This is a genomic window from Paraperibacillus marinus (genome assembly GCF_046237605.1).
In the GTDB taxonomy this organism is placed as follows: domain Bacteria; phylum Bacillota; class Bacilli; order Bacillales; family DSM-1321; genus Paraperibacillus; species Paraperibacillus marinus.
Window position 1 is genome coordinate 881,080 of the sequence record NZ_CP143542.1, and the last position, 16,882, is coordinate 897,961.

General features: G+C 47.6%; 15 protein-coding genes and 1 riboswitch. Of the genes, 10 read left to right on the forward strand and 5 right to left on the reverse strand.

The window, feature by feature from the left end; all coding sequences use genetic code 11:
• Positions 1 to 25 precede the first annotated feature (25 nt).
• The 3 genes from V1498_RS04545 to V1498_RS04555 are packed head-to-tail and all read right to left on the reverse strand — an operon-like array spanning position 26 to position 2,609.
• Complete coding sequence (locus V1498_RS04545; RefSeq protein WP_409297088.1) at positions 26 to 838, reverse strand: ABC transporter permease; 813 nt, start codon at positions 836 to 838, stop codon at positions 26 to 28.
• Positions 813 to 1,598 carry an ABC transporter ATP-binding protein gene (locus V1498_RS04550; protein WP_409297089.1) on the reverse strand — a complete coding sequence of 262 codons (786 nt, stop codon included), beginning with the start codon at positions 1,596 to 1,598 and terminating at the stop codon, positions 813 to 815. The genes V1498_RS04545 and V1498_RS04550 overlap by 26 nt, the downstream gene beginning before the upstream one ends.
• A 12-nt stretch (positions 1,599 to 1,610) precedes the next feature.
• Positions 1,611 to 2,609: an ABC transporter substrate-binding protein gene (locus tag V1498_RS04555; RefSeq protein WP_409297091.1), complete on the reverse strand. Its 999-nt coding sequence runs from the start codon at positions 2,607 to 2,609 to the stop codon at positions 1,611 to 1,613.
• 366 nt (positions 2,610 to 2,975) lie between these two features.
• On the opposite strand from V1498_RS04555, the gene V1498_RS04560 reads away from it, so the two are divergent.
• Positions 2,976 to 3,776 (forward strand): alpha/beta hydrolase family protein, encoded by an 801-nt coding sequence (locus V1498_RS04560; RefSeq protein ID WP_409297092.1) that lies wholly within the window; start codon positions 2,976 to 2,978, stop codon positions 3,774 to 3,776.
• Positions 3,777 to 3,806: 30 nt separating this feature from the next.
• Positions 3,807 to 4,049: a DUF2584 domain-containing protein gene (locus V1498_RS04565; RefSeq protein WP_409297094.1), complete on the forward strand. Its 243-nt coding sequence runs from the start codon at positions 3,807 to 3,809 to the stop codon at positions 4,047 to 4,049.
• 80 nt (positions 4,050 to 4,129) lie between these two features.
• Here the strand turns inward: V1498_RS04565 and pckA are convergent, their stop codons facing one another.
• Positions 4,130 to 5,716 (reverse strand): phosphoenolpyruvate carboxykinase (ATP), encoded by a 1,587-nt coding sequence (gene pckA / locus V1498_RS04570; RefSeq protein WP_409297096.1) that lies wholly within the window; start codon positions 5,714 to 5,716, stop codon positions 4,130 to 4,132.
• A 276-nt stretch (positions 5,717 to 5,992) separates the two neighbouring features.
• Positions 5,993 to 6,121: riboswitch (SAM riboswitch) on the forward strand.
• 397 nt (positions 6,122 to 6,518) lie between these two features.
• Between pckA and metK the strand changes: the two genes are divergently transcribed.
• The 7 genes from metK (at position 6,519) to V1498_RS04605 (ending at position 15,375) form a co-directional block, all read left to right on the forward strand.
• Positions 6,519 to 7,721, forward strand: a complete 1,203-nt coding sequence (gene metK / locus V1498_RS04575; RefSeq protein WP_409297098.1) for a methionine adenosyltransferase — start codon at positions 6,519 to 6,521, stop codon at positions 7,719 to 7,721.
• 367 nt (positions 7,722 to 8,088) lie between these two features.
• Positions 8,089 to 9,987, forward strand: coding sequence for an asparagine synthase (glutamine-hydrolyzing) (gene asnB / locus V1498_RS04580; protein WP_409297100.1), 1,899 nt, complete (start codon positions 8,089 to 8,091; stop codon positions 9,985 to 9,987).
• Between the two features lie 305 nt (positions 9,988 to 10,292).
• Positions 10,293 to 10,931: a response regulator gene (locus V1498_RS04585; RefSeq protein WP_409297102.1), complete on the forward strand. Its 639-nt coding sequence runs from the start codon at positions 10,293 to 10,295 to the stop codon at positions 10,929 to 10,931.
• Position 10,932: 1 nt separating this feature from the next.
• The gene (locus V1498_RS04590) at positions 10,933 to 12,039 is read left to right on the forward strand and encodes a sensor histidine kinase (protein ID WP_409297103.1); all 1,107 of its coding nucleotides are present in this window, start codon (positions 10,933 to 10,935) and stop codon (positions 12,037 to 12,039) included.
• Between the two features lie 112 nt (positions 12,040 to 12,151).
• Positions 12,152 to 13,090, forward strand: a complete 939-nt coding sequence (locus V1498_RS04595; RefSeq protein ID WP_409297105.1) for an ATP-binding cassette domain-containing protein — start codon at positions 12,152 to 12,154, stop codon at positions 13,088 to 13,090.
• Between the two features lie 18 nt (positions 13,091 to 13,108).
• Positions 13,109 to 14,230, forward strand: coding sequence for an ABC transporter permease (locus tag V1498_RS04600; protein ID WP_409297106.1), 1,122 nt, complete (start codon positions 13,109 to 13,111; stop codon positions 14,228 to 14,230).
• Positions 14,230 to 15,375 (forward strand): ABC transporter permease, encoded by a 1,146-nt coding sequence (locus V1498_RS04605; RefSeq protein WP_409297108.1) that lies wholly within the window; start codon positions 14,230 to 14,232, stop codon positions 15,373 to 15,375. Before V1498_RS04600 ends, V1498_RS04605 begins: the two co-directional genes overlap by 1 nt.
• Positions 15,376 to 15,392: 17 nt before the next feature.
• Here the strand turns inward: V1498_RS04605 and V1498_RS04610 are convergent, their stop codons facing one another.
• The gene (locus tag V1498_RS04610) at positions 15,393 to 15,917 is read right to left on the reverse strand and encodes a gamma carbonic anhydrase family protein (RefSeq protein ID WP_409299141.1); all 525 of its coding nucleotides are present in this window, start codon (positions 15,915 to 15,917) and stop codon (positions 15,393 to 15,395) included.
• 156 nt (positions 15,918 to 16,073) lie between these two features.
• On the opposite strand from V1498_RS04610, the gene V1498_RS04615 reads away from it, so the two are divergent.
• Complete coding sequence (locus tag V1498_RS04615; RefSeq protein ID WP_409297109.1) at positions 16,074 to 16,877, forward strand: lysophospholipase; 804 nt, start codon at positions 16,074 to 16,076, stop codon at positions 16,875 to 16,877.
• The last annotated feature ends 5 nt before the right edge of the window (positions 16,878 to 16,882 follow it).

Consider the following 16,882-nt stretch of genomic DNA (forward strand, 5'->3'; position numbering starts at 1 on the left):
AGGGAGAAACCAGTGTTCTCCCTTCTTAATTCGAGTTTTTTATCAGTTTGCGTTCCAGAAGCTCTACCAGCTGATACATGATGGTGGCAAAGACGGCAATAATGAATAACGAACTTAGTACAGTCGTAAAATTGAAGACCTGGAAGCCGTAGATGATCAAATATCCGAGTCCTCTTTCTGATACGAGGAATTCACCGACTATGACTCCTACCCATGATAAGCCGACATTGACTTTGAGTGTGGATATGATGGCCGGGAAAGAGGCTGGGAGGACGGCCTCCTTGAAGCATGTATACCGTGACGCCCCAAATGTATACAGCACTTTAAGATAATTCGGGTCCACTTCTCTGAAGGCGGTATATACGACAATCGTAGTGATGATTACAGAAATGATTGCGCCCATGGCAATGATGGACGTGAACCCGGGTCCGAGAACGACAATCAGTATGGGCCCAAGGGCGACTTTTGGCATTGCATTCAATATGACTAGATAAGGATCCAGTACCTTTGAAGCGAGCGGTGACCACCAGAGAAAAGCAGCGAGAAGCGTACCTGCCAATGTCCCGATAACAAAGCCCAGGATTGTTTCAAAAACGGTAAAACCGATGTGCGGAAAAATGGAGCCGTCCAGGGTCTTTGTATAGAGCTGGGTGACGATCTTGGCAGGCGAACTGAAAATCAGCGGGTCGACCCATTGGAGCCTGCTGGCAGCTTCCCACAAAGAGAAAAAGAATAGGAAGATGAGCAGCTGATAGGTCCTTACCGTTCGCTTTTCCCTGCTGAGGGATTTCAGATATTGCTGATGGAGGCGTTTAATGTCGAGCGGACTGCTGCTCAAGTTGTTCCATCTCCTTCCAAACTGCCTGGAATAATGTTGTATATTCCTGGTGGTTCCTGGCCTCCAGGGGTTTCAAACTTTTCAAATGACTTGTGACGTCTATTCTCTTGTATATTCGCCCGGGCTTCGTATCGAATAAAAAAATAGTGTCGCTCATGGCAATGGCCTCCCCAATGTCATGGGTAACCAGGATGGCTGTTTTATGAAAGGACTTCAGCGTAGTCCAGACGAGATCTTCAAGCTTAAGCTTTGTCTGGAAATCCAAGGCAGAAAAGGGCTCATCCAGGAGCAGCAGCCGGGGTTCAGCAGCCAGTGTCCGTACGAGGGCGACACGCTGTTTCATCCCGCCGGACAGCTGTTTGGGGTAATGGCCCTCAGTGCCGCCAAGTCCGATTTCCCTGAGCAGGCTGAACGCTTTCTCCCGAGACGCCTTTGTATCCCTGCCCAGGATGCCAAGGCCAAGGAGAATGTTCTGTTCAATCGTTTTCCAGGGGAATAGATAGTCCTGCTGAAGCATATAGCCTATCAGATGCTCGGATGTTGAGTGGACCGGCTTTTCCTCAAGCGTCACTGTCCCGCCAGTCGGCATAAGCAGTCCTGATATGATGGAAAGCAATGTAGTCTTACCGCATCCGCTTGGGCCGAGGAAGGAAACAAAGCTTCCTTCCTCGATATCCATTTGAATCGATTCAAGTGCCGTTACAGCATCCTTTTTAGAAAAATAAGTGTGGCTGACATCCTTAATGCGCAGAAAGCTCATGGCGAGGCCTCCTTATTCATCTGCCGCTTTTTTTGCTATTTCAGTGTTTACGAGGCTGTCGTGGCTGATCCGCTTCGGCAGTTCACCTGCTTCTTCCATAATGTTCTGCAGATTATCCCATTCCTCCTTATCGAGAACAGGGTTTTTTGCAAATGATTCCTGTTTTTTATACCGTTCTACGACAGTTTCAATTAAATCAAGGTCGGTTTCAGGGAAATATGGCTGGATTGCCTTTGCGATTTCCAGCGGGCTGTGAGCATACACCCATTCCTGTGCCTTATATACGGCTCTTGTGAATTTTTCTGCCGCATCCTTTTTATCCTTCAAAAAGCTCTCTTTAGCCATGAAGGTCGTATAAGGGATATGTCCTGATTCTGTTCCGAACGAAGCTGTGATATATCCTTTTCCCTCTTTTTCAAAGACGCTCGCGGTTGGTTCAAACAACTGGACAAAATCCCCTGTGCCGGATGCGAAAGCTGTGGCAATATTGGCATAATCAATATTTTGGATAAGCTTCAGATCCTTGTGGGGATCGATGCCTTTCTGCTTTAGGACAAATTCGCCTGCCATCTGCGGCATTCCGCCTTTGCGCTGGCCGAGGAAGGTGCTCCCCTTCAGCTGCTCCCAGCTGAAGTTATTCAATTTCGTGCGGGATACTAAAAAGGTTCCATCCGTCTGGGTGAGCTGTGCAAAATTGATAACAGGGTCCTTTGAGCCTTGTGCAGATACATAAATAGATGTCTCTGAACCTACCAGGGCAATATCAGCTCCATTGGAGAGGAGGGCAGTCATGGTTTTATCCCCGCCAGGTGTGGTCTTCAAGTCCACATCAAGACCTTCTTCCTTAAAAAAGCCCTTCTCGAGCGCTACATATTGAGGAGCATAAAAGATAGAGCGGGTCACTTCGGCTACGCGTACCTTCTGTACCTCCTCTTTCCCGCAGCCGGCAAGCGGCAGGGCAAGGATCAGGACAAGAAGCAGGGCAAAGCCCGTTTTGAATGCTTTTTTCATGAAAATCCTCCTTCAAGAGCTTCTTCAGCTCTTTTGTGAATGTTTAACTTATCGTATGTTTGTTAAAAAAATGTGTGAATGCCTATAGGGTTAGGAAGAACAATATCAAGCCGGCTGGGAGAGAAAAATCCTTCATTGGGTGTTTGAAGGACATTTCAGGGCTGGCATAGGATCAAAAAGTCCTTCATCAGGGGTATGAAGGACAATTCAGGGCTGACTTAGGGTTAAAAAGTCCTTCATCGGGTGTATGAAGGACATTTCGGAGCCGGATTGGGATTAAAAAGTCCTTCATCGCCGGTTATAAACAAATCCAGCCAGGCAAGGACATGTACTACTGGATGAAATCGCAATACTGGAGGTGCTGTTATGTCAGGGCAGGAAGGAACCATTCTTTTATCTAAACAGGAATTTCCGTCACCGAATCCACATATCAGACTTTTTCTGATCACGTACCGCTCAGGGCGCCTGCGGGTGAAGGGGATGCTGGCTGAGCCCAGGGAAGCCGGGAACTACGAGGGATTTTTATATTTAAGGGGCGGGATAAAAAATGTCGGGAAGGTCAGGCCGGCGCGGATTGCTCAATTTGCATCAGAAGGATTTGTGGTATTTGCGCCCTTTTACCGCGGCAACCAGGGAGGTGAGGGAGATGAGGATTTCGCCGGGGAAGACCGGGAAGATGCCATTTCAGCCTTCAGGCTTCTTTTGCAGTGGCCGAGCGTCATAAAGGACAGGATCCACATCTTCGGCTTCTCAAGAGGGGGAGTGATGGCTCTCCTGGCAGCTGCCGCATGCCCGCAGGCTGCCTCCGTCACAGTCTGGGGCGGGGTTACAGATATGGCCTTGACGTATGTAGAGCGGATCGATTTGAGAAGGATGATGAAAAGGGTGATCGGCGGCACGCCTAAAAAATATCCAGATCGGTATAAATACAGAACCCCGCTATACGAGGCAGAAGAAATCCGCTGTCCGGTCCTGATCATCCACGGCGCCAGGGACCGAAATGTGTCCATTGAACATTCCTACAGGCTGGAAAAGAGGCTGAAGGAAATTGGAAGGAAACCGGAAACGTGGTATTTTCAAGAATTCACCCATTACTTCCCTCCGGCAAAGAATCGGCAAATCGTGGCTGATTTAACAAACTGGATGAAACTGACGGGAAAAAAATGATATTCTTAATATAAAAAGGGAGGAATGAATATGGGGATGCCGATGGAGCTGAATACCTTGATCGTCACCAAGGGGAGAGAAAAGCGAACCGAGGAAAATACGTTTCAGCTGAGCAAGGATGGATACCGGCTGTATCCGTTGGATGTGCCGGTGGAAGTGAGAAAGACCAAAGAGGGAGAAAGCAGCGGCACAGCCTTCATCAGGAAATTAGAGTGGGAAAAGGAAAGCACTGTGATAACCTATGAGCTTGTTAAATTGAATTCAACCAATTAAGAAAAGGGCGCCCCATTTTATAACGAGGCGCCCTGATTATGAAAACCCCTGCCAGATGGCAGGGGTTTTCACTGCTGCTGTCAGGCGATAGGACCGCCGTACAGCTCGATTTCCGGTGCAGCATCCTGGAATTTTTTGAAATTCCGGCGGAATTGGTCAGCAAGCTCAAAGGCTTTGGCTCTGTAGGCTGACGGGTCCGACCAGGTTTTCTCTGGATTCAGCACTTCTCTTGGCACACCGCTGACCTCGACCGGTACGTTCAGGCCGAAAATTTCATCCCTGACTGTTTCCACATCATTCAACTCTCCTTCAAGAGCTGCCTGGACCATGGCCCGGGTATAAGCAAGCTTCAAACGGCTGCCTGTTCCATATTCGCCGCCTGTCCAGCCTGTGTTGACCAGGAAAACCTTAGCCTGATGCTCATCCATCTTCTCACCGAGCATTTCAGCATAACGCTGCGCCGGCAGCGGAAGGAATGGTGATCCGAAGCAGGTAGAGAAGGTTGCCTGAGGTGAAGTGACTCCACGCTCTGTTCCTGCAAGCTTGCTTGTGTAGCCGCTTAAGAAGTGGTACATCGCCTGTTCTTTTGTAAGCCTGCTGATTGGAGGCAGGACCCCGGATGCATCTGCTGTCAGGAATATGATGGTATTCGGGTGGCCGGCTATGCTCGGGGACACAATGTTGTCTATGGCCTCAATTGGATAAGCGGCACGCGTATTCTCAGTCAGGACAGAGCTTTCATAATCCGCCATGCGTGTTTCTGTGTCTACCACTACATTCTCAAGGACAGATCCGAATCGGATGGCATCAAAAATCTGAGGTTCCTTTTCACGGGTCAGTCCGATGCACTTTGCGTAGCAGCCGCCTTCGATATTGAATACCCCGCTGTCAGACCAGCCGTGTTCATCGTCACCGATCAGCCTGCGGTTGGTATCTGCAGAAAGCGTTGTCTTTCCTGTCCCGGATAAACCGAAGAATAAAGCGACATCGCCTTCTCTGCCAACGTTCGCTGAACAGTGCATCGAAAGGATGCCCGATTCAGGCAGAAGATAGTTCATAATTGAAAATATGGATTTTTTCATTTCGCCGGCATACTCTGTTCCGCCGATCAATATGGTTTTGCGCTCAAAAGAAACAATAATGAAGGTTTCGCTCCCTGTGCCGTCGACAGCGGGATCGGCTTTGAAGTCCGGAGCTGAAAGTATGGTGAAATCGGTTTGGTGTTCGGCAAGTTCCCCGGCTTCCGCACGGATGAATAGCTGCTGAGCAAAAAGATTGTGCCATGCATATTCATTGATGACCCTGATACCCAGGCGGTGATCGCCGTCTGCACCTGCGTAACCCCTGAATACAAAAACCTCATCTTTAGCCTGCAGATGTCTGATTACCTTATTATATAAATTATTGAATATATCTTCAGATATCGGCTGATTGACTGAACCCCAGTCAATTTTATCCCGTGTTGATGCTTCTTCAACAATATATTTATCTTTCGGGGAACGTCCGGTATATTTTCCTGTCTCAGCTCTTACTGCGCCAGTGGATGTGAGGACACCTTCACCCCGGTTCAATACTCTTTCGACAAGCTGAGGAACAGAAAGATCCATTCGAATATTGTCACCGGACAATAATTCCTGTAGTTGATTTGTCACACCAACAGTATTCATATATGAGATACCATCCTTTTTATGATTTATTTTTTCTGAAATTAGTATAACACATTAATATCATTAGTCCATACTAGTATACGTTATTTTATTTGACTTTTCATAATTTGCTCGTGCTTTTTCAGGTTCCTGCCCTATAAAAGGGAGACATTCAGGGCCGATTGTTTTGCCGGGGAAGGACAGGGTAATACAATGGGAGGCCAGTGCTTTTTTCCCTGCATAAAAAGCATTGACAATCCCGGGTTTGATAAGGTATTATTCAAGCTTGAACGGATTCTCTTATCCCGAGATGGCGGAGGGACAGGCCCGATGAAACCCAGCAACCTGCAATCTAAGAAAATGATCTCATTTTCCAGGGCAAAGGTGCTAACCTGATGCAAGGCTCGTGACCTTGACCGATAAGAGCGAAAGGCTGATTGAAGAAGATGAACCTTTCCTCATTAATAGGAAGGTTTTTATTTTTGCCCTGAAATCCGGGGCATGACCAATGTACCTTTTAATCTAAAAAGAGCATTAATCGTTCGGGAAACAAAAGAAAAAAATTCCTTTTGATAAAGTGCACGAAATAAACTCCGTTTTCAATACATAGCAAGGATGGCGTTTATTTCCACATCATTTGTATGCAGGTGATTCAAGCCCGCCTTTTCGCATTATGTGTGCGGCAGGATAAAATATGCATCTTTTAAGGAATAATACTTAAGGGAATGAGTTCCGTCTCAAAAAACAGCCTGGGGCCGGAAGCCGGAATGAATTAACGCGGCCATGGCTATTTGGGGAATTACTATTTAGAGGAGGAAATAGGATGTCAAAAAAGCGCCGTCTTTTTACTTCTGAGTCAGTTACAGAAGGACATCCGGATAAAATCTGTGACCAGATCTCAGATTCCATTCTGGATGCTATTTTAGCAAAGGATGCAAATGCACGGGTAGCGTGTGAAACCTCAGTTACAACAGGACTGGTCCTGGTGGCCGGGGAGATCACTACTTCTACTTACGTGGATATTCCAAAAATTGTTCGTGAAACCATTGCAAATATAGGTTATACACGTGCCAAGTACGGCTTTGACTCTGAAACATGTGCCGTTCTGACTTCAATTGATGAACAGTCTGCCGATATCGCAATGGGTGTGGACCAGGCACTTGAAGCACGTGAAGGGCAAATGAGCGAGGAAGAAATCGAAGCAATCGGAGCAGGCGATCAGGGCCTTATGTTTGGTTATGCCAATAATGAAACAAAAGAACTTATGCCTCTTCCTATTTCTCTTGCACATAAACTTGCACGCCGCCTGACAGAAGTGCGCAAGGAAGAGATCCTTCCATATCTGCGTCCGGATGGAAAGACCCAGGTTACGGTTGAATATGACGAAAATGACAAGCCTGTCCGCATCGACACCATTGTCATTTCCACTCAGCATCATCCAGAGGCTTCGCTTGAGCAGATCCAGCGCAACCTGAAGGAATATGTGATCAACCCTGTTGTTCCTGCAGAACTGATTGACGAAGAGACTAAATACTTCATCAATCCTACCGGCCGTTTCGTAATCGGCGGACCTCAAGGTGACGCGGGCTTGACCGGCCGCAAGATCATCGTTGATACGTATGGAGGATATGCCCGCCATGGCGGGGGGGCATTCTCCGGAAAAGATCCTACAAAGGTTGACCGTTCTGCGGCGTATGCTGCTCGCTATGTGGCAAAGAACCTTGTTGCTGCCGGGCTTGCTGATAAAGTGGAAGTGCAGCTTGCTTATGCAATCGGTGTAGCACAGCCAGTCTCCATCTCTGTCGATACATTTGGAACTGGTACGGTCAGCGAGGACGTGCTGGTGGACCTGGTCCGCACAAACTTCGACCTGCGCCCTGCGGGAATCATCAATATGCTTAACCTGCGCCGACCTATCTACAAGCAGACCGCAGCATACGGACACTTTGGCCGTACAGATGTGGACCTTCCCTGGGAACGTACAGACAAAGCAGAAACACTGAAAGAACAGGCTGCAAAAGCATAATTTAAAAAGCTCAAGTTTCAAGAGGGCCAGTCTTCACCGAGACAGCTGCCGGATTTCCGGCAGCCATCCGGAGGGACCGGCCTTTTTTATTTTTAGAGCACATCAGAAAGACCGGCTGCATGCAGGAGGCTGATTTAAGGGACAATCTGCCTCATATTAAATGCCGGACTAAAAAATTACGCAAATTACGGACATTTTCCCATGCCTTTTCAGGTGAAAAAATGTTACTATTAGAAAGTATGCAAAAATGCTATTCATTTTACATACAGCCTGTTCGTTCAGTCAAATAGATTCCTTGTGCGGCCATGGTTTTAATTGGCCGGTTATGGAGATAAAAAGAATAAGATACTATAAGTGGGTGAATCAAATGTGTGGATTTATCGGATGTATGCACAATGAAGCGCAGCAGCATCGAGATGAAGATAAACAGCTATTTACAGATATGAATAACATCATTACTCACCGTGGACCTGACGATGATGGATATTTCTTCGATGAGCATATCCAATTTGGGTTCCGCCGTTTGAGCATTATTGATATCGAAGCAGGGCATCAGCCCTTAACGTATGAAAATGAACGTTACTGGATTATTTTTAATGGTGAAATATACAACTATGTAGAGCTTCGCGAAGAACTGGTGAAAGAGGGATTATCCTTCAGCACAAGCTCTGATACTGAAGTCATCATCGCGCTCTACAGCCATATGAAAGAAAAGGCGATCGAGAAACTGCGCGGCATGTTCGCATTTGTGATCTGGGACAAGCAGGAACAAACGTTATACGGCGGACGCGATCCGTTCGGCATCAAGCCATTCTTTTATATGGAAGACGGAGAGAGGACTTTCTTTGGATCAGAAAAGAAAAGCATCCTTCTCGCTCTTGAAAATGATGTGATCAATTATGAATCTCTTCAGCATTATTTAACTTATCAGTTCGTGCCTGAGCCGGAAACCATGTCTGTGGGCATCCATAAACTCGAGCCGGGGCATTTTTTCACGAAGAAAATCGGCCAGCCTATGGATATCAAACGCTATTGGAAAGCTGCCTTCTCCACTGTCCAAAAGAGTGAGGAGCAGTGGGTGAAAGAAATTAAGGATGTTATGTTCGACAGCGTTAAGATGCACATGCGGAGCGATGTGCCTGTAGGTTCATTCCTGTCCGGCGGAATCGACTCTTCCATCATCGCTTCCATCGCGAAGGAATATCATCCGAACATCAAGACTTTCTCTGTAGGATTCGACCATAATGGCTTCAGCGAGATTGATGTGGCAAAAGAAACAGCCGATAAATTGGGTGTGGAAAACATCAGCTATATCATTTCGCCGCAGGAATATATGGATGAGCTCCCGAAAATCATGTGGCATATGGATGACCCGCTTGCAGACCCGGCCTGTGTTCCGCTCTATTTTGTGGCAAGGGAAGCCCGTAAGCACGTAACGGTCGTGCTGTCCGGTGAGGGTGCGGATGAACTGTTCGGCGGATATAATATCTACCGCGAGCCGCAGTCACTGGAAATGTTCGACAAAATGCCTGGCGCACTAAAAGGGCTGCTGAAGGGTGTAGCAAAAGTCATGCCTGAAGGTGTTAAAGGGAAGAGCTTCATCGAGCGCGGAGTCACTCCAATGGAGGAAAGATATATAGGCAACGCCAAAATGTTCTCTGAAGCCGAAAAAAGGCGCCTTCTGACTCATTACAAGGAAGGTCTGGAATATACGGAAATCACAAAGGGATTGTATCAGGAATCAAATGGATACGAGCCGGTAAGCCGCATGCAGTACATCGATATCCATACATGGATGAGGGGCGATATCCTGCTTAAGGCAGATAAGATGACCATGGCCCATTCACTGGAACTCCGGGTGCCATTCCTTGATAAAAAAGTATTCGAGGTATGCTCTTCCATTCCATCTGCCTTGAAAACAGCAAATGGAACAACCAAGTATCTCTTGAGGAAAGCAGCTGAGGGCGTAGTTCCTGATCATGTGCTTAACCGCAAGAAGCTCGGATTCCCAGTGCCAATCCGCCACTGGCTGAAAAACGAGATGTATGACTGGGCTAAAAACATCATCCGCGACAGCCAGACAGAACATCTTATCCACAAAAATGTGGTATACGGCCTGCTTGAGGACCATGTCCAGGGCAAAGCCGACAACAGCCGGAAAATCTGGACTGTCCTGATGTTCATGCTGTGGCACAGCATTTATCTTGAAGGCAAATATGACTTTCAAAACGTTTATAAACAGCAATTAGAATCAGTTAAGAATTAATGAAAAGCGCCCGGCCTGGAGTCTTGCTCCATAGCCCGGCGCTTTTTTTATCTTTGCAATCCTTCCATTTCCTTCTTTACGCCTTCCAGTACCTTCTTAATCCGTACGCTTGAAAAATCAAGTGCTGTACCGGCTGTTTTTACTACAGACCGCTGTATGTTTTTCTATTATTTTACATTCCTGTTCCGTTAACTGTACCTCAAGTTTATAATAAATTCATACTCTACACCCAAGATGTTCATAGACTGTATAAAAGGATAATGAAGGGTGGGACCCATGCGGGGCTTTGCCTCACGCATTTACTTATGAAAATTAAGCTGATCATTGCCGATGACAATCATTTTATCCGGGAGGGCCTCAGGATCATATTGAATACATACCCAGAGTTTGAGGTGCTCTCAGCCCTCAGTGACGGCCGGGAGGCCCTGGATTACTGCCTTTCAAATGAGGTGGATGTCGCACTCCTCGATGTGAGGATGCCGAATATGAACGGAGTGGAAGCTTCTGCAGGGATTTCGGAGCACACGAACACCAAGCCATTGATCCTGACCACTTTTGATGATGATGAATATATTTTGGAAGCCGTGAAGAGCGGGGCCAGGGGCTATTTGTTAAAAAACAATGAGCCGGAGATTATCCGCGACGCCATAAAAAGTGTCCATAAAGGAAACGCATTTATTCAGGATATTGTGATGGAGAAAATTAAAAAGAATCTTCATGAAGCGAAAGAGCCTGCGCTGAAAATTGATAAAACGCTTTTTACGGAAAGAGAGATTGAGGTAATGGCGCTGATTGCCAAGGGCCTGTCCAACAAGGAGGTATCGCGGAAGCTCTTCATTTCTGAGGGAACAGCGGCCAACTACATCTCCTCCATCCTGGGAAAGACCGGCCTTGAGCACCGCACCCAGATCGCCATCTATTTTCTAAAGGGGAATCTCGGATAATATGGAAACCTGGGCGATTTTATCTAAACTGGCTGTGCTGATGTACATCATGCTGATTCTAATTCAGCAAGGGCCTGCTGATGTCTCCCTTGCCGTGCTGCTCATCCTGCTCTATGTATCTGCCAATATGGCTGCCTATTTAGTAAGGGGCCCGCACGCGCTTAAAGGGGCCTTGAGCTTCCTGCCGGTTCTGGTGCCAGCCGGGGCTTATTTCATTGCTGATCATTCATTTATATTGCTGCTGCCCGTATCCATCCTTGAATTCTTGAATGTATTCTACACCGGCCGGGTTCTGCTGATAGCCGCTGCATTGGCACCGCTCTTTTATGTGGATCAGGACATGCAGCCATTATACGGACTTACAGCACTTTTGACGTACGTCAGTTTCCTGCTGATCCGTAAGCTCAGCTGGGTGGTGGAGCGGGATGAGCATGAAATGAACTCCATGCGGAAATCCATCCATTCGCTGACAAGGAATGTCAACATGAACAGCGAGTATATCCGCCAATCGGAATATACGTATCGATTAGAAGAAAGAAACCGGATTTCGCAGGAAATTCATGACCAGATTGGACATGCCATGACCGGTGCCCTTATCCAGATGGAAGCTGCGAAGCGGCTGATGGGACATGACCGTGACAAGGCGGAGGAGCTGCTGCAGAATGCCATCTGCATATCGAAAAGCGGAATAGAGGATATACGCCTGACTTTGAAGAATTTAAAGCCTCCGCTTGAGCAGGTGGGAATTCACCGGCTTAAGCTGGTGATCGATGACTTTTCTGCGAAAAGTGACATAGAGCCCTTCTTTGTGTACAAAGGGAATCTCGATATCATTACCCCGATTCAATGGAGGATTATCCAAGAAAATTTGACGGAGGCTCTGACCAATACGATGAAATATGCAGGAGCTGCAAGACTGACCATTGAAATTCATGTATTGAACAAGCTGATCAGGGCTGTGGTAAAGGATGATGGCAAGGGAGGGAATGCTTATGTGAAGGGACTTGGTATCCTCGGCATGGAGGAAAGGGCGGCTGCCCTTGACGGAAAGGTAATTGTGGATGGTACGGACGGCTTCTCTGTTACAACACTTCTCCCGATAAAATAAATCTCATCGAATAATTATGAATAATCTCATGTGAAAAGAATGAAGGAATGCACTTATGCAGCTTCCTTCTTTTTTTTATACTTAAATTACCAAATATTAAGAGGTGGAGAGTTTGAACATTTTAGAAATTAAACATGTAACGAAGAAATTTGGAGATTTCATCGCTGTTGATAATATGTCCTTACATGTAGCCGAAGGGGAAATTTTTGGATTTTTGGGGACGAATGGAGCCGGGAAGAGCACGACCATCAACATGATTGCCGGCCTTTTACGTCGAAATGAAGGAAGCATCACCATCCTCGGGAAGGACATAGCAAAACATGCGCGTATGGCCAAGATGAATATAGGGATGGTGCCGCAGGATCTGGCTATATATGAAGATCTTACGGCCCTTGAGAATGTGACGTTTTTTGCCGGCCTGTATGGCCTCCGCGGCAGGGAGCTTAAGGAGCGTGCCCTGGAGGCCCTGGAATTTGTAGGGCTGTTTGATAAGCAGAAAGGATTGCCAAAGAACTTTTCGGGAGGGATGAAACGGAGGCTGAATATTGCATGTGCCATCGCCCATCAGCCGAAGCTGATCATCATGGATGAACCGACTGTTGGCATCGATCCCCAGTCGAGGAATTATATATTATCCTCTGTCCGGAAACTCAATGAGATGGGATGTACCATCATCTACACCAGCCATTATATGGAGGAAGTCGAAGAAATCTGCACGCGTGTAGCGATTATCGATCATGGGAAAATCATCGCCGAAGGAACGAAGGAGCAGCTTAAATCACTGATCACGAATACGAAAGAAGTCTGGGTGGAGGCTAAGTCCCTGCTGCCGGTCGATGCGGAAGCCATCAGGGACATCCCGGGTGTCGAGGCTGTGCAGATTGAGGATCAGCTGGTAAAAATCCAATCAGATGCCGGGGTGAATAATTTGAACCAGATACTCGGGCATTTTATGAGCCGGAATTCGGAAATCCGGTCCCTGGAGGAGAGGGAGCCCAATTTGGAGACCGTTTTTTTGACACTGACCGGCAGGAATTTAAGGGATATTTAAGAGAAAGGAGAGCAGCGGATGAATATTTTTATTATTGCCTTGAATGAAGCGAAACGGGATATTTGGGACATCCGGACCCTGATTTTTAAGCTCTGCTTTCCAGTCGTGCTTATTCTGGTGCTGGGGACTGCTCTTTCAGCCACCTTTTCTGAAACTCTATCAGTAGGCGAGCTCAGGCTTCTCTACACATTTACCTCAAAAGGGAGCCCTCAGGAAACTGGATTCAGGGAATTCATTAAAGGGGCAGAGGCTGCCGGAGTCAAGGTGGAGGAGGCAAAGCAGGGTCAGGACGGGAGGCATGAGGTTAAGGAGAATGATTGGGATGGATATGCAGAGGTCGGCGCCAATGGCATACAGCTATATGTGAATGATAAAAACAGCATCAACGGAAGTATGTTGCAGGGAATGCTGAGCTCGTTTGCAGGGGCTCATTCTGCGCATGCAGTGATAGCTGCCCATGCCCTTGGAAGCGCCGAAGCTGCAGCTGCGGTCAGCGGCCGCCCCGTGATTGAGGAAAAGAGACTGCTTCCCCATAAACAGGCAGGGTCGATGGACTATTATGCGGTTGTCATCACGACCATGATTGCCCTTTATGGGGCCTTATCCGCTAGCTCCATGCTTGTAGGGGAGCGGCGCCGCAATACGGCTGTCAGGCTCCTTGCCTCCCCTGTGCGGAAGAGTGAAATCTTCATCGGGAAAATCCTGGGCAATATCCTGACTAACATCCTCTGTGTTGTGCTGGTGATCGCCATGAGCATGATTTTCTTCAATGCTTACTGGGGGGAACATCCGGGATTGATCGCTCTGATCCTGCTGACTGAAGTCATATTGGCCGTGAGCCTTGGAATCGGGATGAGTTATATTTTCAAGTCGAGCACAAAGCCGGGCGCCATTATCATGATGTTTATCCAGCTTGCCTCATTTTTTGGCGGAGCCTATTTCAAAATTGAAGATCCAGAGGGCGTCTTCAAGGTGATTACACAGCTCTCGCCGCTGACCTGGGTGAATATAGCTCTCAATAAGATCATCTATCTGGGTGATTTAGCAGCAGCGGTTCCCGTTATCTCACTGAATATTGGGATATCCGTGCTATTTTTAGGAATTGCAGCTGTGTCGCTGCAAAGGAGGGAGGGATTATAATGGCCGATATTTTTTGGCTGATCCGCTTTACATTGATCAGGACATTCAGGCTGAAAAAAAATATCGTTTTATTTTTGCTCCTGCCGCTTGCCGGTATCTTTATCGCCCTCCTAGCGTATGGCGGGAACCAAAAGGCGGTCCTCCATCTCGGGATTGTTATGGAGGATAAAAGCCGGCCGGCCTCTGACGCTGCTGCATTCCTTTCAGGTCTCGATAATGTTTCAGCGGAGAGGATCAGCCGGAGTGATACAGGGGATGAATTGACTTCCGGGCGGCTGGATAGTGTCATAACCATTGAAGACGGCTATGGTGACAGTATCCTTGCGGGAACCCCCGGACAGGTGAGCATCACCTCAATCAAGGGAGCAGAGGCTGTGGCATATATCAAGGCCTATCTGGAGCAGCATATGAAGAATGCAGCCCTTCTTGGCAAAGCATCAGCCGGAGATGCAGAGGTGTTTAATAACTTATACCGGAGCTACCAGGACGATAACTTTAAGCTTACCTCACATGCCCTCCTTGATACTTCGAAGAATAAGGGCATGACCAATCAGTCACTTGGCTTTTTGATCATGATCATGCTGATTTCAGCGGGCAGCCTCTCAGAAATCATCCTGGACGAGAAAACAAAGCGGACATACTACCGCTTGATTTCCACCCCAATCAATGCCAGGAAATATATTTTGTCCAATATTATCGTCAACTTGATGGTCATGGCGGTGCAGATCCTGATTACTTTAATTTTCATGACGGGGGTCTTCCATATTAAGATTAATTTCCCTGTGTGGGAAGCGGGTGCGGTCTTGCTGCTATTTGCCCTGATTGCCATCGGACTGTCTCTCGTTACGGTGGCCATTGCCAAGAACCGGAGTACGTCAGGGGCACTTCATAACCTGATTGTCATGCCTACGGTGATGCTTTCTGGCTGTTATTGGCCGGTTGAAGTCATGCCGGAAGGACTGCAGAGGCTGGCTGAGTTTCTGCCGCAGCGCTGGGCGCTTGCTTCCATCGAAAAGCTGCAGACAGGAGCGCCCTTTTTCAGCCTGTATCTTCACTTCACCATCCTGTTTTCCTTTGCTGCTGCCTTTTTCTTGATAGCTGTCTATCTGTTCGGCAGGAATAATGATGTAAGAAGCTTTCTATAACCGAAGGGCAGCCCCTGCTATCTTTTTAGGATGGGGGCTGCCCCTTTATAATATTTAGCCTTTTCTGCGTACTCCCTGCTGATTCGTTCCATATCCGTGATATCTTCTTCCGTCAGTTTACGGACAACCTTAGCCGGCCGGCCGAAAGCCAGTGTATTGGGCGGGATCACTTTGCCCTGCGGCACGAGGCTGCCTGCCCCGATAAAAGCTCCTTCGCCAATCACTGCCCCGTCAAGGATAATGGAGCCCATGCCGATCAGCGCCTTCTTTTTGATATGGCAGCTATGGAGGATCACCTGGTGGCCGATCGTCACTTCATCCTCGAGGATCAGCGGTGAGCCCGGGCTCTGGTGGAGAACACTGTTATCCTGGATGTTCACCTTTTTTCCAATCTTTGTCGGCGAAACATCCCCTCGGATGATGGTGTTAAACCAGACGCTGGATTCACTGCCTATCTCGACATCACCGGTTACAACCGCATTTTCTGCTATATAGGCGTCCTCGGCTATTACTGGCTCTTTTTCGTAATATGGATAAATAATCACAAGATTACACACCTTTCAGGGCAAATTGGGTAATATAAGTGTATCGCTACTGTCTTAGTGTACTTTAGTCATAATGAGCTGTAAATTATCATATTTACAGTTTTTTTTATAAGATAGAATAAATAAGCCGTATCTGGCAAGGAGGAAACGGATATGCATAAATGGGAAACGGCCGGAAGGGCAAAGGGAGTCATCGTGATCGTACACGGAGCCATGGAGCATCACGGCCGCTACCGCTGGCTTGTGGACATGTGGTGCGATGCGGGATACCATGTAATCAACGGCGACCTGCCGGGTCAGGGAATGACATCCCGCTCAAGGCGGGGGCATATCGATTCCTTTGAAGAGTACATATACGAGGTGAAGGACTGGATCCAGGCTGCGTATGATTATGAACTGCCGGTGTTCCTGCTCGGTCACAGTATGGGAGGGCTTGCGGCAGTTAGGCTGCTCCAGCTTGAGCGGCTGAATCTCGCGGGCCTCATCCTCTCCTCGCCATGCCTTGGCCTTGTCAATTATCCATCAAAGCTGCTCGGCGCCTGCTCTGTTGTGCTGAACAAAGTGTTTCCGTCGCTGAGGATGGATTCTGGCCTGACAGTCCAGATGGCCACCAGGAACGATGAGATCCGCGAGGAGTGCGCAAATGATACTTTATACGTTACTAAAGTGTCAGTCAGATGGTATCGTGAACTTATCGCCTCCATGAAAGATGCGTTCGAGGAGATTCCAGAACTGCAGGATCTGCCCGTGCTGCTTATGCAGGCGGGGGATGACAAGATTGTGGATAAGAAGGCAGTGAAAGAATGGTTCAATTATATTTTTTCGAGTGAGAAACAATACAAAGAATGGCCGGGTCTGTATCATGAAATCTTCAATGAACCTGAAAGGGATGACGTTTTTGCGTATGCCAGAGGGTTCACAGACAACAGGCTCCGGCTTTTGGGATATGTGTTTTAGGGGGG